Annotated in this window: 20 protein-coding genes and 1 pseudogene; 17 read left to right on the top strand and 4 right to left on the bottom strand. The window is 70.3% G+C overall.

Going from position 1 to position 25,520, the window contains the following annotated elements:
• Positions 1 to 93: 93 nt before the first annotated feature.
• A complete protein-coding gene (locus tag QE454_RS16645; RefSeq protein ID WP_210071938.1) occupies positions 94 to 1,890 on the top strand; it encodes a proline--tRNA ligase in 1,797 nt (598 codons plus the stop codon).
• A gap of 68 nt (positions 1,891 to 1,958) precedes the next feature.
• Complete coding sequence (locus QE454_RS16640) at positions 1,959 to 2,780, top strand: aldo/keto reductase (protein WP_307459517.1); 822 nt, start codon at positions 1,959 to 1,961, stop codon at positions 2,778 to 2,780.
• Between the two features lie 9 nt (positions 2,781 to 2,789).
• Here QE454_RS16640 and QE454_RS16635 read toward each other — a convergent pair whose 3' ends face one another.
• Positions 2,790 to 3,599, bottom strand: a complete 810-nt coding sequence (locus tag QE454_RS16635) for a DUF1206 domain-containing protein (protein ID WP_307459520.1) — start codon at positions 3,597 to 3,599, stop codon at positions 2,790 to 2,792.
• A gap of 177 nt (positions 3,600 to 3,776) precedes the next feature.
• Between QE454_RS16635 and QE454_RS16630 the strand changes: the two genes are divergently transcribed.
• From QE454_RS16630 to QE454_RS16615, 5 genes and pseudogenes are all read left to right on the top strand, one after another.
• The gene (locus QE454_RS16630; protein WP_267786567.1) at positions 3,777 to 6,272 is read left to right on the top strand and encodes a glycogen/starch/alpha-glucan phosphorylase; all 2,496 of its coding nucleotides are present in this window, start codon (positions 3,777 to 3,779) and stop codon (positions 6,270 to 6,272) included.
• Positions 6,273 to 6,410: 138 nt separating this feature from the next.
• Positions 6,411 to 7,013 (top strand): HD domain-containing protein, encoded by a 603-nt coding sequence (locus tag QE454_RS16625; protein ID WP_307459525.1) that lies wholly within the window; start codon positions 6,411 to 6,413, stop codon positions 7,011 to 7,013.
• 80 nt (positions 7,014 to 7,093) lie between these two features.
• Positions 7,094 to 7,231, top strand: a pseudogene (locus tag QE454_RS17350) (hypothetical protein); the annotation flags it as partial.
• Positions 7,179 to 8,558: a glycoside hydrolase family 32 protein gene (locus tag QE454_RS16620; protein WP_396652988.1), complete on the top strand. Its 1,380-nt coding sequence runs from the start codon at positions 7,179 to 7,181 to the stop codon at positions 8,556 to 8,558. The pseudogene QE454_RS17350 and the gene QE454_RS16620, both read left to right, overlap by 53 nt.
• Before the next feature lie 137 nt (positions 8,559 to 8,695).
• Entirely contained in the window at positions 8,696 to 10,711 is a 2,016-nt protein-coding gene (locus QE454_RS16615) for a sucrose-specific PTS transporter subunit IIBC (protein WP_307459531.1), read from the top strand.
• Positions 10,712 to 10,803: 92 nt separating this feature from the next.
• On the opposite strand, the gene QE454_RS16610 is transcribed toward QE454_RS16615, so the two are convergent.
• Positions 10,804 to 11,814 (bottom strand): LacI family DNA-binding transcriptional regulator, encoded by a 1,011-nt coding sequence (locus QE454_RS16610; protein WP_307459534.1) that lies wholly within the window; start codon positions 11,812 to 11,814, stop codon positions 10,804 to 10,806.
• 286 nt (positions 11,815 to 12,100) lie between these two features.
• Here QE454_RS16610 and nusA point away from each other — a divergent pair, with 286 nt between their 5' ends.
• From nusA to rbfA, 4 genes are all read left to right on the top strand, one after another.
• The gene (gene nusA, locus QE454_RS16605; protein WP_267786572.1) at positions 12,101 to 13,090 is read left to right on the top strand and encodes a transcription termination factor NusA; all 990 of its coding nucleotides are present in this window, start codon (positions 12,101 to 12,103) and stop codon (positions 13,088 to 13,090) included.
• Between the two features lie 34 nt (positions 13,091 to 13,124).
• Positions 13,125 to 13,376, top strand: a complete 252-nt coding sequence (locus QE454_RS16600) for a YlxR family protein (RefSeq protein WP_210071930.1) — start codon at positions 13,125 to 13,127, stop codon at positions 13,374 to 13,376.
• Positions 13,377 to 13,469: 93 nt separating this feature from the next.
• Positions 13,470 to 16,277 carry a translation initiation factor IF-2 gene (infB, locus tag QE454_RS16595; protein ID WP_267786573.1) on the top strand — a complete coding sequence of 936 codons (2,808 nt, stop codon included), beginning with the start codon at positions 13,470 to 13,472 and terminating at the stop codon, positions 16,275 to 16,277.
• A 171-nt stretch (positions 16,278 to 16,448) separates the two neighbouring features.
• On the top strand, positions 16,449 to 16,925 hold the full coding sequence (gene rbfA / locus QE454_RS16590; protein ID WP_307459537.1) for a 30S ribosome-binding factor RbfA: 477 nt from the start codon (positions 16,449 to 16,451) through the stop codon (positions 16,923 to 16,925).
• Positions 16,926 to 17,114: 189 nt separating this feature from the next.
• Here the strand turns inward: rbfA and QE454_RS16585 are convergent, their stop codons facing one another.
• Entirely contained in the window at positions 17,115 to 17,993 is an 879-nt protein-coding gene (locus tag QE454_RS16585) for an A/G-specific adenine glycosylase (RefSeq protein WP_307459541.1), read from the bottom strand.
• A 186-nt stretch (positions 17,994 to 18,179) separates the two neighbouring features.
• Here QE454_RS16585 and QE454_RS16580 point away from each other — a divergent pair, with 186 nt between their 5' ends.
• From QE454_RS16580 to QE454_RS16560, 5 genes are read left to right on the top strand one after another with little or no spacing between them, the layout of a single operon-like run.
• Positions 18,180 to 18,656, top strand: coding sequence for a hypothetical protein (locus QE454_RS16580; protein WP_307459544.1), 477 nt, complete (start codon positions 18,180 to 18,182; stop codon positions 18,654 to 18,656).
• On the top strand, positions 18,656 to 19,540 hold the full coding sequence (gene truB, locus QE454_RS16575) for a tRNA pseudouridine(55) synthase TruB (protein WP_307315920.1): 885 nt from the start codon (positions 18,656 to 18,658) through the stop codon (positions 19,538 to 19,540). The genes QE454_RS16580 and truB overlap by 1 nt, the downstream gene beginning before the upstream one ends.
• Positions 19,537 to 19,905 (top strand): hypothetical protein, encoded by a 369-nt coding sequence (locus tag QE454_RS16570; RefSeq protein WP_307459547.1) that lies wholly within the window; start codon positions 19,537 to 19,539, stop codon positions 19,903 to 19,905. The genes truB and QE454_RS16570 overlap by 4 nt, the downstream gene beginning before the upstream one ends.
• A 51-nt stretch (positions 19,906 to 19,956) precedes the next feature.
• Positions 19,957 to 20,376, top strand: coding sequence for a hypothetical protein (locus QE454_RS16565; protein WP_307459550.1), 420 nt, complete (start codon positions 19,957 to 19,959; stop codon positions 20,374 to 20,376).
• Positions 20,373 to 21,317 carry a bifunctional riboflavin kinase/FAD synthetase gene (locus QE454_RS16560; protein WP_210071922.1) on the top strand — a complete coding sequence of 315 codons (945 nt, stop codon included), beginning with the start codon at positions 20,373 to 20,375 and terminating at the stop codon, positions 21,315 to 21,317. Before QE454_RS16565 ends, QE454_RS16560 begins: the two co-directional genes overlap by 4 nt.
• A gap of 99 nt (positions 21,318 to 21,416) precedes the next feature.
• Here QE454_RS16560 and QE454_RS16555 read toward each other — a convergent pair whose 3' ends face one another.
• Positions 21,417 to 22,784: an MFS transporter gene (locus tag QE454_RS16555; protein ID WP_307459553.1), complete on the bottom strand. Its 1,368-nt coding sequence runs from the start codon at positions 22,782 to 22,784 to the stop codon at positions 21,417 to 21,419.
• Between the two features lie 119 nt (positions 22,785 to 22,903).
• Between QE454_RS16555 and QE454_RS16550 the strand changes: the two genes are divergently transcribed.
• Positions 22,904 to 25,294, top strand: a complete 2,391-nt coding sequence (locus QE454_RS16550) for a cation-translocating P-type ATPase (RefSeq protein ID WP_307459555.1) — start codon at positions 22,904 to 22,906, stop codon at positions 25,292 to 25,294.
• The last annotated feature ends 226 nt before the right edge of the window (positions 25,295 to 25,520 follow it).

Below are 25,520 nucleotides of genomic sequence, written 5' to 3'. Positions count from 1 at the left end.
CGGCGTGATCTCTCTGGTTCCAGGGACGGTGAGCGGCGTGACTGTTGCCCAGAGGCCGGGTCTTCGGCATCCACCGCCCTAGACTCGACTCTCGTGGTCACCCGTCTGTCGAACTATTTCCTCCGCACGCTTCGCGAAGATCCCTCGGATGCCGAGGTCACGAGCCACCGTCTGCTCGTGCGCGCCGGCTACATCCGTCGCAACGCCCCGGGCGTCTTCGCGTGGCTGCCGCTCGGTCTGAAGGTCAAGGCCAAGATCGAGACGATCGTCCGCGAGGAGATGGCGAACGCGGGTGCCTTCGAGGTGCACTTCCCGGCGCTGCTGCCGCGTGAGCCCTACGAGGTCACCGGTCGCTGGGAGGAGTACGGCGACGCGCTGTTCCGCCTGCAGGACCGCAAGGGTGCCGATTATCTGCTCGCGCCGACGCACGAGGAGATGTTCACCCTGCTGGTGAAGGATCTGTACTCGTCGTACAAGGACCTGCCCCTGACGATCTACCAGATCCAGGACAAGTACCGCGACGAGGCTCGTCCCCGTGCCGGTCTCCTGCGCGGTCGTGAGTTCACGATGAAGGACGCATACTCGTTCGACGCGACGGATGCTGGCCTCGACGCCTCGTACCAGGCTCAGCGCGACGCCTACGAGCGCATCTTCACCCGCCTGGGGCTCGAGTACGTCATCGTGGCGGCCGATGCGGGGGCGATGGGCGGGTCGAAGTCGGAGGAGTTTCTCCACCCGACGCCGATCGGCGAGGACACCTTCGTGCGCTCGGCCGGGGGCTACGCGGCCAACGTCGAGGCGTTCACCACGGTCGTTCCCGATGCCCTCCCCATCGAGGGGCAGCCCGAGCCGGTCGTCTTCGACTCGCCGGACACCCCGACGATCGCGACCCTCGTCGACCACTCGAACGCGCACCTCGACGCCCCGGCTCCCGGGATCGCCGGTCCCGCCACGGCAGAGGCGAACCAGTGGACCGCGGCGCACACGCTGAAGAACGTCGTGCTCGCCCTCACGCACCTCGACGGCACGCGCGAGCTCGTCGTCGTCGGCCTCCCGGGGGACCGCGACGTCGACGACAAGCGCGTCGAGGTCGCCTTCGCTCCGGCCGAGGTCGAGGCGGCCACCGAGGCGGACTTCGCGAAGAACCCGCTGCTGGTGAAGGGCTACATCGGACCCTGGTCGCCCACCGGTGCGGTGCTGGGCGAGGAGTCGGCGACGAAGATCCGCTACTACCTCGACCCCCGCGTGGTCGACGGCACCGCGTGGATCACGGGCGCCAACATCGACCAGAAGCACGTGCACTCGCTCGTCGCCGGCCGCGATTTCGTCGGTGACGGCTTCGTCGAGGTCTCGACCGTGCGCGAGGGTGACCCCGCCCCCGACGGCTCCGGCCCCGTGGAGCTCGCGCGCGGCATGGAGATCGGCCACGTCTTCCAGCTGGGTCGCAAGTACGCCGAGGCCCTGGGCCTGAAGGTGCTCGACGAGAATGGCAAGCTCGCCACCGTCACCATGGGCTCGTACGGCATCGGGGTGACCCGCATCCTCGCGATCATCGCCGAGCTCAACAACGACGCGAAGGGCCTCATCTGGCCGTCGTCGGTCGCCCCGTTCGACGTGCACGTGGTGGCCACCGGCCGCGACGCGGTGGCGTTCGAGCTCGCGGCATCCGTCTCCGACCAGCTCGAGGCCGCGGGCCTCGACGTGCTCTACGACGACCGCCCGAAGGTGTCGCCCGGGGTGAAGTTCGGCGACGCTGAGCTCGTCGGCATCCCGCGCATCCTCATCGTCGGTCGCGGCGCGGCCGAGGGCCAGGTCGAGCTCTGGGACCGCCGCACGGGCGAGCGCGAGACGGTATCGGTCGACGACGCCGTGGCCGCGCTGACGCGCTGACCCCTCCTCCCCGGCTTTCGGAGGGCACGCCGACCGTACGCGACGCCGGCATCGGTAGCGTGGATGCCATGATCTCGGCTCCCCGTCTGTCCCTGTCCGACGGTTCCACCATTCCCCAGCTGGGTGTCGGAACCTACAAGGTGCCCGCCGACGCGACCGCCGGTCTCGTCGAAGGCGCCCTCGCCATGGGCTACCGCCACATCGACACCGCGGCGCTCTACGGCAACGAGGCCGAGGTGGGCGAGGGACTGCGCGCCTCGGGCCTGAATCGCGACGACGTCTTCGTCACCACCAAGGTCTGGAACGACGACCAGGGTTTCGACGAGACGCTCCGCGCCTTCGACACCAGTGCGGCCAAGCTCGGCGTCGACCGCGTCGACCTGTACCTCATCCACTGGCCCATTCCCAGCGCCGATCGCTACGTCGACACGTGGCGGGCTCTGCAGCGCCTGCAGGAGGAGGGGCGCGCCACCTCGATCGGCGTCAGCAACTTCTCCGTGCCGCACCTCGAGCGTCTGCGCGAGGAGACGGGTGTCCTCCCCGCCGTGAACCAGGTCGAGCTGCACCCGCGCTTCCCGCAGGACGAGCTCGTCGACTGGCACGCCGCGCACGAGATCGTCACCGAGTCGTGGGCACCGCTCGCACGCGGCGGCCTGCTCGACGAGCCCGAGCTCGCGCGCATCGCCGAGCGCTACGGCAAGACTCCGGCCCAGGTGGTCGTGCGCTGGCACCTCGATCGCGGCCTCGTCGTGTTCCCCAAGTCGGTGTCGCTCGACCGCATCCGCGAGAACGGCGACGTCTTCGACTTCGTGCTCGACGCCGACGACCACGAGGCCATCGCGACCCTCGACACGGGGGAGCGGACCGGTCGCGATCCCGACCTCGACTGAGTCGTCGGGTCAGGCGTCGAGGCGGGCGTACCGGGCACGGAACACCGTGAACGCTCCGTAGGCGAGGAACCCGAGGCCGACGAGCGACGCGAGAACGGGTCCGGCCGGAAGAGCGACGACGGCCGAGGTCGCCCCGTCCAGACCGCCCGCGGTGTCGGGCTCGACGGTGATGGCGGCGACGACCACGAGGACGCCCACGACGATGAGCGCCACGCCCTTCGCCGCGAAGCCGACGACTCCGAGCGCGCTGAGCGCGAAGCCGGCGGGGCCGTCGGGCGTGCGCACCTTCGAGTGGAACGACCGGCGCAGTCCCATCCAGACGAACCCGATGCCGACACCGGCGACCGCGAGGCCCACGGCCCCGAGCACGAACCCGCCGACGGGCCACGTCAACACGGCCTCGCTGAGACTCTCGGCCGCCTGTTCGGCGTGCGGACGCGCACCGAGGGCGACGGATGCCGACACCAGGCCGACGGCGACGAAGATCAGGCCCTGCGGCGCCTCGGTCGCGATCCGCCCGATGCGGCGCCACACCGTGAGGCGTCGAGGTGCGAAAGCCTGCAGGAGGTGCCACGCACCCAGGCTGACGAGGCCGATCGCGAGGGCCCACAGCGCGGCCGCACCCAGGGGTACGGCGGCGAGGGCGCGAAACGCGCCGGTCTGATCGCTGTCCTCCCGCGCTCCGAAACCGACCGCGATCACCAGCCCGCCGATCAGGAGATGCAGGATGCCGTTGGCCGCGTACCCGGCGCGGGCGATGACACGGAATGCGGGGTTGGCCTCGGCCTCGCGGGCGGCGCTGCGGGCGGAGGTGGGCACCACGGAACCGTATGCCGATTCCCGGGCGAGCGACAATCCGGGTGCGCGCCCGGGGTCGGCATCCGTTCGGCTCGTGCGGCCTCTCGGGTCGATAAGTGTGCGGCGAACGGGTGAAGATCGTGTGTCGGTGCCGTTCCCCCATTGGCGGGAGGGGGCGGTTCTGATTACGGTCGGAAGGTGCCCGAGAACACCCCAGAGCTGCGCCCCACCCACCCGCTCGCCATCGCGCCCGTCGTCGCCCCCGCGGCGTCCGTCGACGGCTTCGCGAAACAGTTCCTCCAGAACCTGAATTTCGACCAGGGCGTGACCCTGTCGACCTCCGACGTGAACGACCAGTACCTCGCCCTCGCCTACACGGTGCGCGACTACCTCATGGCGCGATGGTTCGACGATCGGGCACAGCAGAAGACGCAGCAGGCGAAGACCGTCTGCTACCTCTCGGCCGAGTACCTGCTGGGCCGGCAGCTCGACAACAACCTCCTCGCGGCGCGTCTGACCGACATCGCCACCGAGGCCCTCGCGCAGTGCGGCATCGACATCGACGACCTCCGCCAGGTCGAGATCGAACCCGGGCTCGGCAACGGCGGCCTCGGGCGCCTCGCCGCCTGCTTCATCGACTCGCTCGCCACCATGAGCGTGCCCACCATCGGCTACGGCATCCGCTACGAGTACGGCATCTTCCGTCAGACCTTCGCCGATGGTCAGCAGATCGAGCAGCCGGACGCCTGGCTGCGTATGGGGTCGCCCTGGGATTTCGCCCATCCCGAGGCCGCGCAGACCATCTCGTTCGCCGGCACCACCGAAACCTACGACGACGAGGGTGTCGAGCGCACCCGCTGGGTACCCGAGTGGAACGTCCTCGCGGTGCCGTACAACATGATGGTCCCGGGCTACCACAACGGTCGCGTGAACACCCTGCGCCTGTGGCGCGCGGTGGCGACGAACGCGTTCGACCTGCACACCTTCAACTCCGGCGACTACGTCGAGTCGGTGCGCGCGCAGACCTTCGCCGAGAACATCTCGAAGGTGCTCTACCCCGAGGACTCCACGCCCCAGGGCAAGGAACTCCGCCTGCAGCAGCAGTACTTCTTCGTCGCGGCATCCATCGCCGACTTCATCGAGAACGTCCTGCCCGAGGACTTCGACCTGGAGCGTCTGCCCGAGCGCGTGATCTTCCAGCTCAACGACACGCACCCGGTCATCGGGGTGCCCGAGCTGATGCGCGTCCTCGTCGACGAGAAGCATCTCGAGTGGGATGCCGCGTGGGCCATCACTCAGAAGTGCTTCGCGTACACGTGCCACACCCTGCTGCCCGAAGCCCTCGAGGTCTGGTCGGTCGATCTGCTCGGTCGCCTGCTGCCCCGCCACCTCGAGATCATCTACCGCATCAACGACGAGTTCCTGCTCGAGGTGCGAGAGCGCTTCGGCGACGACGAGATGCTCATCCGCAGCATGTCGATCATCGGCGAGCACCCGTACCGCTCGGTGCGCATGGCCTACCTGGCCACGGTGGCCGGCTCGAAGGTCAACGGCGTCGCCGAGCTGCACTCGCAGCTGCTGCGCGACAACGTGCTGAAAGACTTCGCCGCCATGTGGCCCGACAAGTTCACGAACGTCACCAACGGCGTCACGCCCCGTCGCTTCCTGCGCCTGGCGAACCCCGACCTCTCGGCGCTCATCACCGAGGCCCTCGGCGCCGGCTGGACGGTCGACCTCGAGCGACTCCGGGGACTCGAGGCCTTGGCCGACGACGCGGACTTCCGCGAGCGGTTCGCCGCGGTGAAGGCGTCGAACAAGCGTCGCCTCAGCCGCGTGCTCGAAGCCCGCGGGGAGGCCGCCCTCGACGACGGTCACATGCTCGACGTCATGATCAAGCGTCTGCACGAGTACAAGCGTCAGACGCTGAAGGTGCTGCACATCGTCAGCACCTACGAGGGCATCGTGTCGGGCCGCCTCGACGTCGCCGACGTGCAGGCACGCACGTTCCTGTTCGGAGCGAAGGCAGCCCCCGGCTACGGCATGGCCAAGCGCATCATCCACCTCATCAACGCCGTCGGCGAGGTCGTGAGCGCCGACGAGCGCGTGCAGGGCAAGCTCAAGGTGCTCTACCCGGCGAACTACAACGTCACCCTCGCCGAGAGCATCATCCCCGCCGCCGACCTGTCGGAGCAGATCTCTCTCGCCGGCAAGGAGGCCTCGGGCACGGGCAACATGAAGCTCGCCCTGAACGGTGCCCTCACCATCGGCACCGACGACGGAGCGAACGTCGAGATCCGGGGGCTCGTCGGCGACGACAACTTCTTCCTGTTCGGAATGAGCGAGCCCGAGGTCGAGGCCCTGTGGGCCGAGGGTTACCGCCCCGCCGACTTCTACCAGAAGGACGAGCGCCTGCGCAGCGCGATCGACCTCATCGCGTCGGGCGCGTTCTCGGGCGGCGACCGCACGGTCTTCGAACCGCTCGTGTCGAACCTGCTGTACGAAGACCGGTTCATGGCGCTCGCCGACTTCTCGGCGTACCTCGACGCCCAGGACCGCGTCGACGCCGCCTACGCCGACCAGGACGGCTGGGTGCGCTCGGCCATCCTCAACGTCGCGCGCAGCGGCTACTTCTCGTCCGACCGCGCGATGCGCGACTACCTCGATCGCATCTGGCACGCCACCCCGGTGCAGTGATCGATTCCGGATGCCGCGACCTCGAGGCCGCGGCATCCGGAGCGCTCTGGCAGGAAGACGTCGGCGGGTGACCGTGGCGGCACTGCCGCGCGGAGCGGGATCTTGCGAGGGTGGAGGGATCCAAACCTCGGAGGCCCCGTGCAGCTCGCAGACTTCCCCGTGCCCGATAGCTTCGCCGCGCGCGGTGCCCTCGCCCTGGCGCGGGAGTACCAGTCACCGGCGATCACCGCGCACGCCCTGCGCTCGTGGCTGTGGGCAGAGGCTTTCGCGCTGGTCGACGGGGTCGCGGGCATCGACCACGAGCTGCTCTACGTCGCAGCCGTCCTGCACGACATCGGCACGGTGACCGAGTTCGACAACCACACCCTGTCGTACGAGCACGCGGGCGGCCACGTCGGCGTCGCTCTGACCGCCGGCGCGGGGTGGGACCGCGAACGACGCGAACGCGTCCTCGACGTCATCGTGCGCCACAACTGGCCGAGCGTCGACCCCGATCTGGATGCCGAGGGCTACCTGCTCGAGACGGCGACCGCGCTCGACATCTCCGGCGCTCGTCCCGACGCGCTGCCCGCGGAGTTCGTCCGTGAGGTGCTCGCGGTGCATCCCCGGAGCTCTCTCGCAGCGGAGTTCGGCGCGTGCGTCACCGACCAGGCCGCGCGCAAGCCCGACACCGCCGCCCGGCGGCTCGTCGACGGGGGAGTGGTGCGAAAGCTCGCAGCCAACCCGCTCGAGCGGTACTGACCCGTCACGACGCGGTCTTCGCCCGGGGTGGGCGGGGGAGGCCGACATGACCGCTCACGCGAGCCGAATAGGCTGGCGCTATGGATATCGAGCGCCACGCGCGTACCCTGTCCGATCCCGACGCCCCCCTCTTCCATCTGGCGTCCCCGTACGGGCGGATCAACGATCCGAACGGTCTCATCGTGGTCGACGGCGTGGCGCACGCGTTCTACCAGTGGGGTCCGGCCTTCCCGGAACGCGGCATCGGGTTGGGGCCACGCGACCTCCCGCGATCTCCTCCGATGGACCCACCACGGCATGGCCTTCGAACCGGACGCCGCGTACGACCGCGACGGATGCTATTCGGGTTCCGCGGTTCCAGCGGGGGCCGGAGCGGACCTCCTGTACACGGGAAACGTGAAGAACCCGGACGGCACGCGTGAGGCTCACCAGGTGCGGGTCCACACCGACGACTTCGTCGCTTTCGAAAAGGACCCCGCCGGTCCTTTCCTCCCGGATGCGGACCGCCCGGCGGGCTACACGGCGCACTTCCGCGACCCGATGGTCTACGGCACCGAGGGGGGCCGTCTGCGGATGTGTCTCGGCGCGCAGCGCGACGATGAGACCGGAGCGGTGTTGCTCTACTCTGCGCCGGATGCCGAAGGCCCCTGGCGCTTCGACGGCGAGCTGACGGTCGAGGGGCTGGATGCGGCATCCGCGGGGTACATGTGGGAGTGCCCGAACATCTTCCGTCTCACCGACCTCGAGACCGGCGTCGAGCACGACGTGCTCGTGCTGTGTCCGCAGGGGGCGACGGACGCGGACGTGAATCCGTTCGGTGTCGCCGACGTCTGCGGGTACGTGGTCGGTCACCTCGACGGTTCGCGTCTGCGCGACACGGGAGGGTTCCGTCTGATCGACGCGGGGTTCGAGTTCTACGCCCCGCAGGTCTTCGCGGGCCGCGGCGATGCCGACGACGCACTCCTGCTGGCTTGGGCGGGCTTGCCCGCCCAAGACGATCAGCCCTCGCGGGCGCACGGCTGGGTGCACACGCTCTCGGCACCCCGCAGCCTGACCCTGCGCGGCGGTGTGCTGCACCAGCGTCTCGCCCCGGCCCGCGCCGACTTCGGTGCGACGACCGCGGTGCCCGCGGCGACGCTGAGCGACGGCGAGAGCGTGGGTCTTCTCGCTCCGGGCGACGCATCCGCGAGCTGGACGAGCCTGCGTCTGCGCGTCGACACCGGTGCATCGGCGCGGATCCTCATCGGTCCCGAGACATCCCCGGTGACCGTCGATCTGGATGCGACCTCGCTCACGGTCGATCGCTCGGCCACCCGTTACCGCGTCGGCGGTGCACGTCGCGAGGTCCCGCTGCCCGCACCCGGGGCCCCCGAGCGAGTCATCGAGCTGCTCGTGGACCGCTCGATCGTCGAGATCATCGTCGACGGCACGACGGCCTTCACCGCCCGGACGTTCTTCGCCGAGGGACCCGTCTCGGTGTCGTTGAGCGCGCGCGGCGGTGAGGTGGCGGTCCTCTCGGGAGAGTCGTCGCTCTACAGCCCCTGACCCCCGTCATCCGCCGACGTCTGCGCGGGTGGGAGAGCGGTTTTTGCTGTGGTGCATTTCGCGCGGCATACTGTGTCAAACGTTTGACAGCATTGTCACTCGGCCTCTCACCCTGTCTCCGACTTCCAGGACTCCCGATGCAGCACGATGTTGTCGCCCGCTCCGTTCTCACCGCTCTCGGCGGGTCCGAGAACATCCAGGCAGCCGCGCACTGCGCGACGCGGTTGCGCATCGTCACCGTCGACAAGACGCGCATCGACCAGTCCGCGCTCGATGCCGACCCGAATGTGAAGGGGACGTTCGAGGCGGGAGGGCAGTTCCAGATCATCATCGGACCCGGTGACGTCGACAAGGTCTACGACGAACTGGTGGCGCTCTCGGGGGTGCGCGCCGCCACCAAAGACGAGGTCAAGCAGGTCGCCGGCCAGAGCGGCAACGTCGTGGTGCGCTTCATCAAGATGCTCTCCGACATCTTCGTGCCCGTGCTTCCCGCCTTGATCGCCGGCGGTCTGCTGATGGCGCTCAACAATGTGCTCACTGCGCCTGGCCTGTTCGGACCCGAGGCGGTCACGACGACCCTCCCGTGGCTGGCGGACCCCGCCGCCCTCATCAACCTGCTCGCCTCCGCGGCGTTCGCCTTCCTCCCGGTGCTCGTCGCCTTCTCGGCCGGTCAGCGTTTCGGGGCCAACCCCTTCCTGTCCGCCGCGCTCGGTGCCGCGATGGTCATGCCCTCGCTGGTCAACGGGTACGCCGTGTCGGAGGCCATGGCCGACGGCACGATGACCTACTGGAACATCCTCGGCATGGACGTCGCCCAGGCCGGCTACCAGGGCACCGTCATCCCGGTCCTCGCCGTGGTGTACCTGCTGTCGGTGTGCGAGAAGCTGCTCCGACGCGTGCTGAAGGGAACCTTCGACTTCCTCTTCACCCCCATGATCTCGCTCCTCGTGGTCGGGGTCGCGGCCTTCGTCGCGGTCGGCCCGGCCATGCGGTGGGTGAGCGATGCCATCACGTTCGGGCTGTCGTGGGTGTACGAGAGCTTCGGCTTCCTCGGCGGTGCGCTCTTCGGCCTCGTCTACTCGCCCATCGTCGTCACGGGCCTTCACCAGAGCTTCCCCGCGGTCGAACTGAGCCTGATCGCCCAGGGCGGGTCGTTCATCTTCGCGATCGCGGCGATGGCAAACATCGCGCAGGGAGCGGCGTGCCTCGCGGTGTTCTTCCTGGTCCGGCGCGGGTCCAAGCTGCGCGCGATGGCGGGCGCGTCGAGCACCTCCGCCCTGCTCGGCATCACGGAGCCGGCGATCTTCGGCGTGAACCTGCGCCTGCAGTTCCCCTTCTTCATCGGAATGGGAGCCGCAGCCGTCGCCGGCGGTTTCATCAGCGCCCTCGGCGTGAAGGCCATCTCCCTCGGTGCGGCCGGCGTCATCGGATTCGTGTCCATCCAGCCGTCCTCGATCCCGCAGTTCGCGCTGTGCGCGCTCATCAGCTTCGTTCTGGCCTTCGTCGCCACCCTCGTCTACGGTCGCTGGCGCATCGCCCGCGGTAAGCCGCTGGATCCGACGGAGGGCGTCGCCCCGCTGGATGAGCCGACGGACGCCGACGCCTCGGCGTCCGACGTCGCGGAGGTCGCCACCGACACCGTGGCCGCCGCCGCGGCATCCGATGCCGACGCTGTCCGTCTGGACATCGTCTCGCCCGTCCGCGGCCGCCTGATCCCGCTCTCCGAGGTCCCCGACCCGATGTTCTCCGGCGGCGTGCTCGGCGGCGGCGCCGCGGTGGTGCCCAGCGACGGTGATGTCACCGCCCCGGTGGCCGGAGTGCTCACCGCGGTCTTCCCGACGGGTCACGCCTACGGTATCACGACCGATGACGGCGTCGAGGTCCTCGTCCACATCGGCATCGACACCGTCAACCTGAAGGGCGCCCACTTCACTGCCCTCGTCGCCGCACGGGAGCGCGTCGAGGTCGGCACCCCGCTCGCCCGCGTCGACTGGTCCGCCGTCCGCGCGGCCGGGTACGACGTCACGACTCCGATCGTCATCACCAACTCCGACGACTTCGAGGTCGACGCGGTCATCACCTCGGCCGACGTCGAGGCCGGCACCCCCGTGTTCCAGGTGCTCCGCGGCGCGGTGGAGGCCCCCACGGTCTGAGCCGAGGAGTGCGAGCCCGCGGGGACTGCGAACCCCCGCGGGCGCTCGCGGGATCGGACGGCGAAAGTCGCCGCCTCACCCGCGCGGCAGACTCACCGGCCCGGTCGGTCCGCGAGGGCGTCGTGCCCGCGCACCGTCGATCCGCGGCGCAGCGACACCGGAAGCACCGTCTCCGCCGGGAGATCGGCCGCGGGCTCGTCGATGCGCCGAAGCAGGAGTCGCACGCACTCGGCTGCCAACTGCTCGATCGGCTGGAGCACGGTGGTCAAGGTCGGGGCGAGGTGTCGCACGGTCGCGGAGCCGTCGTACCCGATGACCCCGAATTCCGCCGGGACGGGGATTGCGCGGGACCGCGCCCATTCCACCGCCATCAGGGCACTGACGTCGTCGGTGCAGAACGCCGCGTCGTACTCGCCCCCGTCGAGGGTCTCCTCGATGAGGGCGCGCCGTTCGTCCAGGCTCGAGCTGAACCCGTACGCCAGCACCGACTCGGGGAGTCCCCGTGCGGCCATGACCTCGCGATGGCCCGACCGTCGGGCGGAGCGGACGTCGTCACGCGGGCTCACGAAGAGGATGCGGCGATAGCCGGCATCCACGAGCGTCTCCGTGGCCAGGGCGGCGCCGGCCACGTTGTCGCTGCGGACGTCGGGGATCCCCTGTCCGAGGCTCCGGTCCAGAGCCACGATCGGCAGCCCCGCCGTCCGATAGAGGTCCACGCCGTCGTTGTGGGTGGAGGTGATGACGCCGGCCACCTGGTGGGCGAGGAGTAATTCCAGCGACGCCGTCTCGCGCTCGACGCTACGCAGGCTGTCGCACAGCAGGGTGCGGTAACCACGATCGGCGAGCCCCGCCTCGACGGCGGCGGCGAACTCACCGAAGAACGGATCGGCCACCGTGGGCACGATCAGCCCGACGACGTGCGTGCCCCGGCCGAGCAGCGAGCGGGCGACTTCGTTGGGCCGGTAGCCGAGCTCCTCGATCGCGCGGCGCACATCGCCACGCACCCGGTCGCTGAGGTAGCCGCGATCGTTGAGGACCCGCGAGACGGTCGTCACCGAAACCCCGGCGCGAGCCGCGACATCGCTGAGAGTCGGTCGTGCCACATGCCCTCCTCGGCCCGGACCCGCCGCAGCGGTCGGGTCCCGTCGAGCCTACCCAGCAGCACGCTTCGCCCTGGTCGGTCGGCGTGCCGGCAGGCCGCGTCTTCGCGTGGTCCGGTCGCCGTGTTCCAGAGTTCTGCACGTGCTCGAACGTCCGCGCGGCCGGGAAACGGCTGTGCGACGACGGCCGTGATCCTGCGACGGTCGCAATGCTCGCGGCATCCCGGGTATCGTAGGGGGGTTGTCGGCGCCGGTCGCGTCGAGGAGAGCTGAATAACGGAGGGCCCTTGTGGACATCGATCTCGCACTTCTGAAGACGATCGAACGCGAGAAGGAGATCCCCTTCGATGAACTCGCGCGCATCATCGAGCAGGCGATCCTGACCGCCTACGCCAAGCACATCTCGCCCAGCGGCGAGATCCCGACGGGCGCTCGCGCCTCCCTCGATCGCAAGACCGGTCACGTGGGCATCTTCACGCCCGTGACCGACGACGAGGGGGCCGTCATCGGCGAAGAGGAGCAGGCTCCCGACGACTTCGGTCGCATCGCGGCCTTCGCCGCCAAGCAGGTCATCAGCCAGCGTCTGCGCGACATCGCCGACGACGCCGTGCTGGGGGAGTTCAAGGGCAAAGAGGGCGACATCGTCGCCGGTGTCGTCCAGCAGGGGCCCAACCCGCGCATGGTGCACGTCGACCTCGGCACCGTCGAGGCCATCCTCCCGCCCGAAGAGCAGGTGCCCGGCGAGACCTACGCCCACGGCTCGCGACTGCGCGTCTACGTCACGAGCGTCTCCAAGGGCAACAAGGGTCCGCAGATCACCGTCTCGCGCACGCACCCGGGCCTGGTCCGAAAGCTCTTCGCCCTCGAGGTCCCCGAGATCGCCGCGGGCCTGGTCGAGATCGTCTCGCTCGCTCGCGAAGCCGGCCACCGTTCGAAGATCGCCGTGCAGGCGACCGACCCGACGGTCAACGCCAAGGGCGCCTGCATCGGCGAACTCGGTCGTCGCGTGCGCGCCGTGACCGAGGAGCTCTCGGGCGAGAAGATCGACATCATCGACTATGACGCCGAGCTTCCGCGCTTCGTCGCGAACGCGCTTTCGCCGGCCAAGGTCACCTCGTCCTTCGTCCTGGATGCCACGACCAAGGCCGTGCGCGCCCTCGTGCCGGACTACCAGCTGTCGCTGGCGATCGGCAAAGAGGGCCAGAACGCCCGCCTGGCCGCGAAGCTCACCGGCGCCAAGATCGACATCCAGCCCGACAGCATCCTCGAAGACAACTGAGGGTCCGATCGTCCCCACGATCACGAGGTGTAGAGTGGAACCCGTACGAACGTGCGTCGGATGCCGCGCACGCGCCCCCCGATCCTCGCTTCTGCGAGTGGTCACCGACGGATCGGTCCTCGTCGCAGACGAACGAGCGGTCCTTCCGGGTCGGGGAGCGTGGGTGCACGAGACGGACGCATGCGTGAGAAAAGCTCTTACGCGTCGCGCCTTCGTACGAGCATTGCGTGTGTCAGGCCCGCTTGACACGCAGACCTTCGAATCACACCTCCAGCGAAAAGGCTGAACGGCTATGGACACGAAGTGAACGGCTCGAAATGAGACCCGTCCGCAACTAGCGGTCTGCCCTGTCCGGGGTAGGCCCTCAGACAGGAGAATTGTGGCAAAACCACGCGTGCACGAGATCGCTTCCGAGCTCGGCGTCGACAGCAAGGTCGCGCTTGCGAAGCTGAAGGAGCTCGGCGAATTCGTCAAGAGCCCCTCTTCCACCATCGAGCCCCCGGTGGCCCGTAAGCTCCGCGCCGCCCTCGCGGCCGAGGGTTCTTCGGCGCCGGCCGCCGGTGGATCGCCCGCCGCGCCCGCGGCGCGCCCCGGCGCCCGTCCGGGCCCCGCGCGTCCCGCGGCGACCCCCGGTGCCCGTCCCTCGGGCCCGACCCCCGGCCCCGCCAAGCCCGCGGCCCCCGCCGCTCCCGCGGCGAGCCCGGTCCCCGAGACCGCTGCCCCCGAGAAGGCCGCTCCCGCAGCGGCCGAGGCCCCGGCAGCCAAGCCCGCCGCTTCGGCGTCGACGTCCGGTGCGCCGACCCCCGGTGCCGCCGCCCCCGGCGCCGGTGCCCCCAAGCCCGGCCCGAGCGCGCCCCCGCGTCCGGGTGGAGCGCGTCCGGGCAACAACCCCTTCGCCTCCTCGCAGGGCATGGGCCAGCGTCCCGCGGGCCCCCGTCCGGGGAACAACCCCTTCGCTTCGGCGCAGGGCATGGGCCAGCGCCCGACCCCCGGCAACATCCCGCGTCCCCAGGCTCCGCGTCCTGGCGCCCCGCGTCCCGGTGCCCCGCGCCCCGGCGGTGCCGGTCGTCCCGGTGGCGGCGGTCGTCCCGGCGCTCCGTTCCAGCAGCGTCCCGGCGGTCCCGGTCGTCCCGGCGGTGCCGGTGGCGGTTTCCAGCGCCCCGGTGGCGGCGCTCCGGCCGGTGGTTTCGCCGGTCGTCCCGGTGGTGGCGGCGGCCGTGGCCGTGGTCCCGGCGGTGGTACCGCGGGTGCCTTCGGTAAGGGTGGCGGCAAGTCCAAGCAGCGTAAGTCGCGTCGGGCGAAGCGGCAGGAATTCGAGATGCGGTCGGCGCCGGTCGTCGGCGGCGTCAACGTCTCGAAGGGCAACGGCGAGATCATCCGCCTGCGCCGCGGCGCATCCATCGCCGACTTCGCGGACAAGCTCGAGGCCCTGCGCGGCTACACCGTCCAGCCCGGCACGCTCGTGACCATTCTGTTCAACCTGGGCGAGATGGCCACCGCGACCGAGTCGCTCGACGAGGCCACCTTCGAGGTGCTCGGTGCCGAGCTCGGCTACAAGATCCAGATGGTCTCGCCCGAGGACGAAGACAAGGAGCTCCTCGAGGGCTTCGGTCTCGACCTCGATGCCGAGCTCGAGGCCGAGAGCGAGGACGATCTCGAGATCCGTCCTCCGGTGGTCACCGTCATGGGTCACGTCGACCACGGTAAGACGAGACTCCTCGACGCCATCCGCCAGACCAACGTGGTCGCGGGCGAGGCCGGCGGCATCACGCAGCACATCGGTGCGTACCAGATCTGGACCGAGCACGAGGGCATCGAGCGCGCGATCACCTTCATCGACACCCCGGGTCACGAGGCGTTCACCGCCATGCGTGCCCGAGGAGCGCAGGTGACCGACATCGCGATCCTCGTGGTCGCGGCCGATGACGGCATCATGCCGCAGACGGTCGAGGCGTTGAACCACGCCCAGGCGGCGAACGTGCCGATCGTGGTCGCGGTCAACAAGGTCGACAAGCCCGACGCCAACCCGGCCAAGGTCCGCCAGCAGCTCACCGAGTACGGCCTGGTCGCCGAGGAGTACGGCGGAGACGTCATGTTCGTCGACGTCTCGGCTCGACAGAACCTCAACATCCAGGCCCTCCTGGATGCGGTCCTGCTCACCGCCGACGCCGGTCTCGACCTGACGGCCAACCCGAACAAGGCGGCCCGCGGTGTCGCGATCGAAGCGAAGCTCGACAAGGGTCGCGGTTCGGTCGCCACGGTGCTCATCCAGTCCGGAACCCTCCGCGTCGGCGATGCGATCGTCGCGGGAACGGCTTACGGCCGTGTCCGCGCGATGATGGACGAGAACGGCGAAGCGGTCGAAGAGGCCTACCCGTCGCGTCCCGTCTCGGTGCAGGGTCTGAACTCCGTGCCCCGCGCCGGCGACGTGTTCATCGTCACCGAGGAAGACCGCACCGCGCGTCAGATCGCCGAGAAGCGTGAAGCCGCCGAGCGCAACGCCCAGCTGGCCAAGGCCCGCAAGCGCATCTCGCTCGAGGACTTCACCCGTGCTCTCGAAGAGGGCAAGGTCGAGTCGCTCAACCTCATCATCAAGGGTGACGTGTCGGGTGCCGTCGAGGCGCTCGAGGAATCGCTGCTCAAGATCGAGGTCGACGACAGCGTCCAGCTGCGCATCATCCACCGCGGTGTGGGTGCGATCACCGAGTCGGACATCAACCTGGCCACGATCGACAACGCGATCGTGATCGGCTTCAACGTCCGTCCCGACACGAAGGCCCGCGAGCGTGCCGCCCGCGAGGGTGTCGACGTGCGGTTCTACTCGGTCATCTACAACGCGATCGACGACGTCGAGCAGTCGCTCAAGGGCCTGCTCAAGCCGGAGTTCGAAGAGGTGCAGTCGGGTGTCGCCGAGATCCGCGAGGTGTTCCGCTCCTCGAAGTTCGGCAACATCGCCGGTGTCATCGTGCGATCGGGAACGATCACGCGCAACGCCAAGGCTCGCGTCATCCGCGATGGTGTCGTGCTGGCGGACGGCCTGGCGATCGAGTCGCTGCGTCGCTTCAAGGACGACGTCACCGAGGTGCGTACGGACTTCGAGGCCGGTATCGGTCTGGGCAAGTTCAACGACATCCAGATCGGTGACGAGATCGAGACCACCGAAATGGTCGAGAAGCCGCGAGGCTGATCACACACCGGAGGTCGTAGCTACCGGCTACGGCCTCCGGTTTCGTGGGTCTGCGGGAGCAGAGCGGGGCCCCTACCCCGATGCTCCCGCAGACCCACGAAACCTCCGTCCTTCGCCTATGCTTCGGCATCTGGCGTGTGACGTCTGGCTTAGTGAGAGATAGGAATTGACGTGGCAGGGGAACGACAGGCGCGAGTGGCGGACCGGATCCGCGTGGTGCTCGCCGAGCGTCTCGAGAAGGGGCTGCGCGACCCGCGGCTTGGATTCGTCACCATCACCGACGTGCGGGTCACGGGTGATCTCCAGCACGCGTCGGTGTTCTACACCGTCATGGGCGACGAGGCGCATCGCGCCGACACCGCCGCCGCGCTGAAGTCGGCGACCGGCATGCTCCGCAGCGAGGTCGGCAAGAACCTCAACACGCGGCTCACCCCGTCACTGGAGTTCATCCTCGATGGAATCCCCGAGAACGCCGACCACATCTCGGCGCTGCTGCGCGAAGCGCGCGAGCGCGACGAGTCGGTCGCGGGTCTCGCCGCCTCGGCCGCCTACGCGGGAGATGCCGATCCGTACGTCAAGCCGCGCGAAGACGAAGAGGACGACGACAGCGAAGACGACGTCGACGTCGAAGACGCGCCTCGCTCCTGAACTTCGAAGCACACGGCCGGACACCACCCCGAGGGGTCGTGTCCGGCCTTCGTCGTTCCTGGGAGGCTGCCTGTTGAGGACCGCACCGTCCGGCGGTGGCGACGGGCTCGATCCGCGCCGCGACGACGGTGTCGCCGGAGCGTCGCGTCCGGCACGGAGTGCACCGGGGCGGAGTGCCCCGGGGCGGATTCAGGATGCCGAGTGACCGGGCAGACGCAGGACGTCGTCGACCGCTTCGGCGAGGCCGTCGGCGATGAGCGAGTCGATGGCACGGTCGCGCTGCGCGGTGTCGGGCCAGTCGGGGAGCACCGCGAACAGCGGGACCGCGGAGGGGGCCGCATCGCGCAGCACCTTCAGCACGGCTCCGCGCGCCTGGCGGTCGCTCCCCTCGTACTTCGCCTGCCGACGGCGGCGGTCTTCGGAGGCGGGGTAGCCTGCGGCCCGCCAGGCGCACCGCGTGGCGAGCGGGCAGAGGTCGCACTTCGGCGAGCGGGCCGTGCAGACGATCGCCCCGAGCTCCATGGCGGCGGCGTTCACGATCGCCGCATCGATCATGTCGTGGGGGAGCTCGGCATCCATCCGCTCGAGATCCCGGCGGTGCGGAGGACCGGGCTGCGCCACGCCCTCGACTGCGCGGGCGAGGACGCGCCTCGTGTTCGTGTCGACGACCGGGTGGCGGTCGCCGTAGGCGAAGACCGCTACCGCGCGGGCGGTGTAATCGCCGATCCCGGTGAGGGCGAGGAGCGCCTCGACATCGCGGGGGACGACTCCGTCGTGCCGGTCGCGGATCTCGACCGCCGCCCGATGCAGCCACAGCGCGCGCCGCGGGTAGCCGAGGTTGGCCCACTGCGTCACCGCCTCGGACGGGGGAGAGGCGGCCAGGTCCGCCGGGGTCGGCCAGCGCTCCAGCCACGCTTCGAGGTGCGGGATGACTCGCGTGACCGGGGTCTGCTGCAGCATGAACTCGCTGACCAGCGTGCCCCACGCGCCGAAGCCCGGGCGGCGCCAGGGAAGGTCGCGCGCCGCGTCGCGGTACCACGCGATGAGCGGGGCGGCGAGATCTGGCATCCCTCCAGCCTACGGTCGCAGAACCCGGTCCTTCGGCACGCATAAACGCCCTCCGCGCCCGTAAACGCGAGCAGAGCGTGTTTCTGTGCGCGGGTCGCGTTTCTGCGTGGTTCGGGGCGGCGCGGCGCAGCCGTTGCGGGGCGGAGAGCGCGGTCGAGTGTCGGTGGTCGACCGTAGGCTGGAGGCATGCCCAGCGAGAACCCCGTCGAGACCCTTCAGCGCAGCTTGCGCGACCTCATGCGGCAGAACAACCGCGCGGGCCGCGTCGTGGTGGCCATCGAGGGGCTGGATGCCGAGGCGGCGCACGCTTTCGCCGAGGGCTTCGCGTCCGCGGTGGCCGAGGATGGCACGGCCGTGCACCGGGCGAGCGTCTCCGACGAGGCAGCCGACGTGCGCGACGGCGTCGTGGCGCCCTTCCGCGCGGGCGAGGGCGACGCAGTGCTCGTGGTCGACGGCGTGTTCCTCCAGACCCCGGCGCGGCGGGGACTGTGGAACTGGTCGGTGTGGCTCGAGTCCAACCCGCCCGTCGGACAGCCGCGCCCCGAGCTGCCCGACGCGCAGAAACAGTACGTCCACACCGCGCGGCCGCGCGTCGCCGCCTCGGTCATCGTCGAGAACTCCGACCCCTCGCACCCGGTCCAGGTGTTCGGAGACTTCTGCTGATGGTCCGCCCCGGCATCCTCCTGGTGGACAAACCCGGGGGTATCACCAGCCATGATGTCGTGTCGCGGGCCCGCCGGGCGCTCGGCACCCGCAAGATCGGCCATGCCGGCACGCTCGATCCGATGGCGACCGGACTTCTCGTCCTCGGCGTCGAGGGGGCGACACGGCTGCTCACGTACATCGTCGGCGCCGACAAGACGTATGAGGCGACGATCCTCCTGGGGGTCGAGACCGACAGCGACGACGCCGACGGGACCGAGACCGCCCGTGCGGACGCCTCCGCCGTGACCGAGGCGCAGATCCTCGAGGGTATCGCCGAGCTGACGGGCGAGATCGACCAGGTGCCGAGCACGGTGTCGGCCATCAAGGTCGACGGGCGCCGCGCCTACGACCTCGCCCGCGCGGGCGAGGAGGTCGAGCTGAAGGCTCGGCGCGTCACCGTCTCGCGCTTCCATGTGCGCGAGACCCGTCGGGGCGACACGACGATCGAGCTCGACGTCGTCGTCGACTGCACGAGCGGTACGTACATCCGAGCCCTGGCCCGCGACCTGGGCCGCTCGCTGGGCGTGGGCGGGCATCTGACGGCCCTTCGGCGCACCCGCATCGGTGCCTTCGACGTCTCCGGCGCGGCATCCGTCGACGACATCGCCGAAGACGCCCTCGTCGAGCCGGCCACCGCGGCCGCCGTCGTCGTGGGCGCCCTCGCGGTGGGGGCGGACGAAGCGCGCGATCTGCGTCACGGCAAACGCATCGACGGGGGAGGACGCCTGACGGGCGCCCTCGCCGCCGCGATCGACCCCGACGGTCGCCTCGTCGGCATCGTCGAGAAGCGGGGGACGCAGCTCAAGAGCGCCATGAACATGCCCGAGGAGGCCGCCCGATGATCCTGTGGTTCACGCTCGTGCAGGTGGGGATCGCGGTCCTCGCGGGCCTCGTCGCGATCTCGGCGGGGCTCGTCGGACGCCGCCCCGGAGACGTCACGGTCGGATCCCTCGCGCTCATCGAACTGCTGCTCATCGTGCAGATCGTGGTGGCGATCATTTCACCGTTCGCCGGCAACCCCCCGTCGGGGAGCCTGCTCGAGTTCTGGACCTATCTCGTCTCGGCCGCCCTCGTGCCGGTCGCGGGAGCCGCGTGGGCACTCATCGAACGCAGCCGCTGGAGCACCGTCATCATGGGCGTCGCGGCCCTCGCCGTGGCCGTCATGGTCTGGCGCATGCACATCATCTGGACCGTACAGCTGGCCTGACGCGGGCCGCACCGCTCGCCGCGGCCGCGGGCGAACTAGAATCGACAGGTCATGGCATCCACCACTCCCACCCGCTCCCGGGGGATGACCGGCATCGGCCGTGTCCTCGTCGTCGTCTACGGCATCATGGCGCTCGCCGCCACCGGCCGCTCCTTCGTGCAGATCGTTCGCGAGTTCGACGACGCCCCGCTCGCGTACTCGCTGTCGGCCCTCGCCGCGGTCGTGTACATCCTCGCCACCCTCGCGCTCGTCTTCTCGGCGCGACCGACCTGGTACCGCGTCGCGTGGATCGCCATCGGTTTCGAGCTGGTGGGTGTCCTCGTCGTGGGAACCCTGAGTCTCGTGCTCCCCGAGCTGTTCCAGCACCCGACGGTGTGGTCGGTGTACGGCTACGGATACCTGTTCATCCCCCTCGTGCTGCCCTTCCTCGGACTGTGGTGGCTCGTGCGTCACCGTCGGGCGACCCGGTGATCGTGTTCCGCGAGCCCGCGGAGGTGCCGAAGAACTTCGGTCCCTCGGTGGTGGCGATCGGCAAGTTCGACGGCGTCCACGCCGGGCACCGCGCCGTGATCGACCGGGCGCGCATCGACGCGTCCGACGGAGCGCGCGTGGTCGCGGTGACCTTCGACCGCAACCCGTTGAGCGTGCTGCGCCCCGAGAAATGTCCGCCCGATGTGATCGGACCGCACCAGAAGCTCGAGCTGCTCGAGCGGGCCGGGGTGGATGCCACCCTGTTGCTGACCTTCGACGAAGAGCTGGCGGCCATCCCCGCCCACGACTTCGCGCTGCGGGTGCTCGTGGAGGCGCTGCAGGCGCGAACGGTGCTCGTGGGCCGTGACTTCCGTTTCGGCGCCGGGGGAGAGGGCGACCCCGACCTGCTGACGCGTATGGGCGCCGAGCACGGGTTCCGCGTCGACGTGGTGGAGGATGTGCGCGCGGTGCACGCCGATCGGCGTGTGTCGTCCACCTGGATACGCGAGGCGCTGTCGGTCGGCGACGTCGCCACGGCTGCGCGCCTGCTCGGTCGTGCGCCCTCGGTGTGGGGCGAAGTCGTGCACGGACTCAAGCGCGGCCGCGAGCTCGGCTACCCCACCGCGAACCTCTCGCCCGAACTCGAGGGCTTCGTCCCCGCTGACGGTGTCTACGCCGGCTGGCTCGTGGACGTCGACGGCGCGCGGCGCATCAGCTACCCGGCCGCGATCAGCGTCGGCACCAATCCCACGTTCGACGACGTGCACGCCCGTCAGGTCGAGGCGTACGTGATCGATGAGACCGGCCTCGACCTGTACGGCCATCATGTCGAGGTGCGTTTCGTCGAGCGGGTGCGCGAGATGACGGCCTTCGACGGCATCGACGCCCTGCTGGTGCAGATGGCCGACGACGTGGAGCGGGCGCGGGCCATTCTGCGCTGAGCGCGGAGAGGGCGCGGTTTCGCGGCGTGGTCCGTGGCCTCGGGGCCGCTCGGGCACCGCTGCACCGCTCCGGGTGCGCGTGACGCCCGGGCTCGTCGCTCAGTCCTGCCGGGGCAACCGATTCCGGACGCCGAGGAACGACGCCGCAGCCCCGAGCAGCATCAGCGCCGCGGTGAAGACGGCAGCGCGGTGGAAGCCGTCGAGATCGAGCGAGCCGCCCACGACCGCCGACACCGCGGCGATCGCGAGGAGTCCCGCGACGCGCGAGACGGCGTTGTTGACGGCCGAGGCGATGCCCGATCGTTCGGTGTCGATCGCGCCGAGCACGGCCGCCGTGAGGGGGGACACCGTGGCGGTCAGGCCCAGGCCCCACACGATCACTCCGGGCAGCACCTGCGTCACGTAGGCGAAGTCGCCGCCCACGTTCAGCAGCAGGAGGGCGCCCACGGCCATCACGATCGGGCCGAGCGTCATGAACAGGCGCGGTCCGAAACGCCCCGCGAGCGCGCCCATCCGTGAGCTGAGCAGGATCATCAGCACCGTGCTCGGCAGCGATGCGAGTCCCGCGAGGGTGGCCGGCAGCCCCGCGCCCTGCTGCAGGTAGACGCTCAGGACGAAGCCGTTGAGCGACAGGGCTGCGTAGACGAAGACGGTGGTGAGATTTCCCGCCCAGAAGTTGCGCGAGCGGAACAGGTCGAGCGGCATCATCGGGTCGCGCGCCGTGCGTTGGCGCACGAGAAAACCCGCGAACGACAGGATGCCGATGACCCCGGGCGCCCAGATCACCGGCGAGGCCCACCCGAGGTTCGGCTGTTCGATGAGGGAGAAGACGATGCCGCCGAGTCCCAGGGCGCACAGCACGGCCCCGAGGATGTCGACGCGCGCGCCGGGACGCCGGTGGTCGCGGTGCCCGAGGCGGGCGAGCAACCACAGGGTCACCGCGATGGGCAGGACGTTCACGAGGAACACCAGGCGCCACGAGAGCGTGTCGACGAAGATGCCGCCGATGAGGGGACCGGCGAGCATGGCGACGGTGGTCGCGCCGGTCCAGATGCCGATCGCGCGGGCCTGCGCGGGTCCGCGGAACGTCGAGGTGATCAGGGCCAGCGAGCTCGGGACCAGGAGCGCTCCGGCGATGCCCTGCAGGGCTCGGGCGACGATGAGGAACTCGGCCGTGGGGGCTGCGGCGATCGCGAGAGAGGTGATGCCGAAGCCGATGAGGCCGATCCGCAGCACCACGACGCGCCCCAGCACATCGCTCAGCGAACCCGCGACGAGGATGAATGCCCCGAGGGTCACGAGATAGGCGTCCACGACCCACTGCTGCGTCGACAGGCCGCCGCCGAGTTCGCCCGCGATCGCGGGGAGAGCGACGTTGACCACGGTCCCGTCGAGGAACGACACGAACGACGCCAGAACGGCAACCGCCAGGACGACCCGCTGCTCGCGTGTCATCGTGTCGGCCATGACTCCAGCGTAGGGTCGCGCGGGCCGGCGCGGGCGGGCGGGCGGCCCGGACGGGATCCGGCCCCGGGAATACCCCCAGGGGGTATCGTGTTGAGAACGGAGTGACCGGAGGAGGAGCCATGGCCGAGAGCACCGAAGCACCGACCGCGGAGGCCGTGCTCGATATCGAAGGCATGACCTGCGCCAGCTGCGTCGCCCGCGTCGAGAAGAAGCTCGGCCGCGTCGAGGGCGTCGAGGCCGCGGTGAACCTGGCGACCGAGACCGCGCGGGTGCGCTACCCCGCCGACCTCGACCCCGCTGCCCTCGTCGACGCCGTCCGCTCCGCCGGATACGACGCCACCGTCCGTCCGCGCCCCGCCTCTCGGCCTGCGGCGGGTGTGGCGGCATCCGCCCCTCTGCCGACCCCAACGGGCGAGCGAGCGGATGCCGGCACCTCGGCGCCCGATTCCGTCGCCGTTCCCGCGCCCGGCGGCGAGATCGACGCGGCGACCGGCCACGCGCTCGACGCGGCAGCGGACCACGCCGGCCACGTCCACGACACCGGCGACGCGCCCGGCTCCACCCCGTTGCGCGTCCGGCTGTGGGTCTCGCTCGCCCTCGCCGTGCCCGTGGTCGCCCTCGGGATGATCCCGGCGTGGCAGTTCCCGGGCTGGCAGTGGGTCTCGCTCGTTCTCACGACGCCGATCGTGCTCTGGGGCGGCTGGCCGTTCCATCGTGCGACGCTGCGCAACGCGCGTCACGGCGCGGCGACCATGGACACCCTCATCACCCTGGGCACCTTCGCCGCCTACCTGTGGAGCGTGTGGGCGCTCGTCTTCGGAACGGCCGGGCGGATCGGCATCCGGCATGAGGTCATGCTCTTCGGCCCGGTGCACGACGCGACCTCCGTCGTCTACTTCGAGGTCGCGGCCGCGGTGACGGTGTTCCTCCTGCTCGGGCGCGTCATCGAGCAGCGATCCACCCGGCGGGCCGGCGCGGCGCTGCGCGCCCTGCTCGACCTCGGCGCTCGCGAGGCGGAACTCGCCGACGGGCGACGCATCGACATCGACCGGCTCTCGGTGGGCGATGCCTTCGTCGTGCGGCCGGGCGCCACGGTCGCCACCGATGGGGAGGTGCTCGAAGGGCGTGCCTCGATCGACGAGAGCATGCTGACCGGAGAAGCGCTGCCCGTCGACGTCGGCCCCGGGGACACCGTCACCGGCGGCACGATCGCCGCGGGCGGGCGACTGGTCGTCCGCGCGACGGGAGTGGGGGAGCAGACCCGCCTCGCCCGTATCGCCCGCCTCGTCGAAGACGCCCAGCTGGGCAAGAGTCGCGTGCAGCGGCTCGCCGACCGCATCTCGGGCGTCTTCGTGCCCGTCGTCATCGCGCTCGCCGCCCTGACCCTCGTCGCGTGGCTCGTCGCCGGGCAGCCCGTGGCCGCCGGCTTCACCGCGGCCGTCGCGGTGCTCATCATCGCCTGCCCCTGCGCCCTGGGACTTGCGACCCCGATCGCGATCCTCGTCGGCACCGGTCGCGGAGCGCAGCTCGGCATCCTCGTGACCGGACCCGCGGCGCTCGAGTCCGCGGAGCGCATCGACACGATCGTGCTCGACAAGACGGGCACTCTCACCTCGGGCCGGATGAGCGTCGCGCGCGTCACGACCGCCGATGCTCAGGATGCCGCCGACGCCCTGCGGCGCGTCGCCGCCGTCGAACGAGGGTCCGAGCACCCCATCGCCCACGCGATCGTCGCCGCCGCGGGCGAGGGGCCGGTCGCCACCGACCTCGAGGCCCTGCCTGGTCGTGGGGTCACCGCGACGGTGGACGGCGTACGGGTGTTCGCCGGTCGTCCGGCGCTCGCCGCGGACCTCGGCGCGCAGCTGCCCGCGGCGCTCGCCGACGCCGTCGAGGCGGGGGAGCGGCGCGGCACCGTCGTGGTGGCCGGGTGGGCCGGTCCCGACGGTGCCCCGCACGCCCGAGTCGTCATCGAGGTGGCCGACACGGTCCGCCCCGAGAGCGCCCGAGCGGTCGCGCAGTTGAAGGCCATGGGCCTGGAGCCGGTGCTCCTCACCGGCGACAACGAGCACGTCGCCCGTGCCGTCGCCGATGCACTGGGCATCGAACGCGTACGCGCGGGCGTCCTGCCCGAAGGGAAGGTCGACGAGATCACGGCGCTGCGCGCTCAGGGACGCACCGTCGCGATGGTCGGCGACGGAGTCAACGACGCCGCGGCGCTGGCATCCGCCGATCTGGGTATCGCAATGGGCGGAGGGACGGATGCCGCGCTGCACGCCAGCGACGTGGCTCTCATGCGCGACGACCCGCGGGGCATCGTCACCGCCCTCGCCCTCAGCCGGCGCACGATGCGGATCATCCGCGGCAACCTCTTCTGGGCGTTCGCATACAACGTCGCCGCGCTGCCGCTGGCCGCGCTGGGCCTGTTGAACCCGATGCTGGCCGGGGCCGCGATGGCGTTCTCGAGCGTGTTCGTCGTGCTGAACAGCCTGAGGCTGCGCCGCGCGGTGTGAGACCCGAAAGACGTGCGGAGGATCCTCACTCAGCGTCCTGGGCGGCGACGAATTCCTCCGCCTCACGCGGAAAGCGGCTTCCGGCCGCTAGAATGATCTCGACCCCGCTCTCCGCTGTCCTCGCGAGCCGTTTCGGCGTAGACGCGTTGCGGGTCGCCGACACCGCTTCTTCGGCGGCGGTTCGAGCGACGAATCCCCGGGGTCACTGATCCACCGGCATTCGCCG

The sequence above is a fragment of the Microbacterium sp. SORGH_AS_0454 genome, assembly GCF_031453395.1.
GTDB lineage: Bacteria > Actinomycetota > Actinomycetes > Actinomycetales > Microbacteriaceae > Microbacterium.
The sequence above is the reverse complement of the archived record's forward strand: the minus strand, read 5'-3'. Positions and strand labels throughout refer to the sequence as shown.

Coding starts and splice junctions, on each gene's coding strand:
- QE454_RS16640 (WP_307459517.1), top strand. CDS start 1,959: ATGATCTCGGCTCCCCGTCTGTCCCTGTCCGACGGTTCCACCATTCCC.
- QE454_RS16615 (WP_307459531.1), top strand. CDS start 8,696: ATGCAGCACGATGTTGTCGCCCGCTCCGTTCTCACCGCTCTCGGCGGG.
- QE454_RS16585 (WP_307459541.1), bottom strand. CDS start 17,993: ATGCCAGATCTCGCCGCCCCGCTCATCGCGTGGTACCGCGACGCGGCG.
- QE454_RS16580 (WP_307459544.1), top strand. CDS start 18,180: ATGCCCAGCGAGAACCCCGTCGAGACCCTTCAGCGCAGCTTGCGCGAC.
- truB (WP_307315920.1), top strand. CDS start 18,656: ATGGTCCGCCCCGGCATCCTCCTGGTGGACAAACCCGGGGGTATCACC.
- QE454_RS16570 (WP_307459547.1), top strand. CDS start 19,537: ATGATCCTGTGGTTCACGCTCGTGCAGGTGGGGATCGCGGTCCTCGCG.
- QE454_RS16565 (WP_307459550.1), top strand. CDS start 19,957: ATGGCATCCACCACTCCCACCCGCTCCCGGGGGATGACCGGCATCGGC.
- QE454_RS16555 (WP_307459553.1), bottom strand. CDS start 22,784: ATGGCCGACACGATGACACGCGAGCAGCGGGTCGTCCTGGCGGTTGCC.
- QE454_RS16550 (WP_307459555.1), top strand. CDS start 22,904: ATGGCCGAGAGCACCGAAGCACCGACCGCGGAGGCCGTGCTCGATATC.